1 pseudogene is annotated in these 223 nt (G+C 60.1%); it reads right to left on the bottom strand.

Features of this window, described 5'->3' with window-relative positions:
* Positions 1-223 (bottom strand): annotated as a pseudogene (locus tag LI92_RS24135) (cellulase family glycosylhydrolase); the annotation flags it as partial.

Genomic DNA, 223 nt, shown 5'->3' with positions numbered 1-223 from the left:
TAACCGGCACCACCATCACCGAACAACCACCCACCGGCACCGCCGTCAGGATTCTCCGCAGTACCGTCCGCGCCGTCCCCGATCGCATATGAACCCAACAACTGGTTGACCAAGCCACCGACCTGCAGACCCAGATCGCTGTTGATGAAGTTGTCGACGCCCGTGTGGATCGGGGTGTAAATCCACTCATCGAACAACTCGGTCAAACCCACCGGCGACGCCA

The organism is Mycobacterium sp. UM_Kg1 (assembly GCF_000972925.1).
GTDB classification, from domain to species: domain Bacteria; phylum Actinomycetota; class Actinomycetes; order Mycobacteriales; family Mycobacteriaceae; genus Mycobacterium; species Mycobacterium hiberniae.
This window is presented reverse-complemented; position numbering and strand designations above follow the sequence as displayed.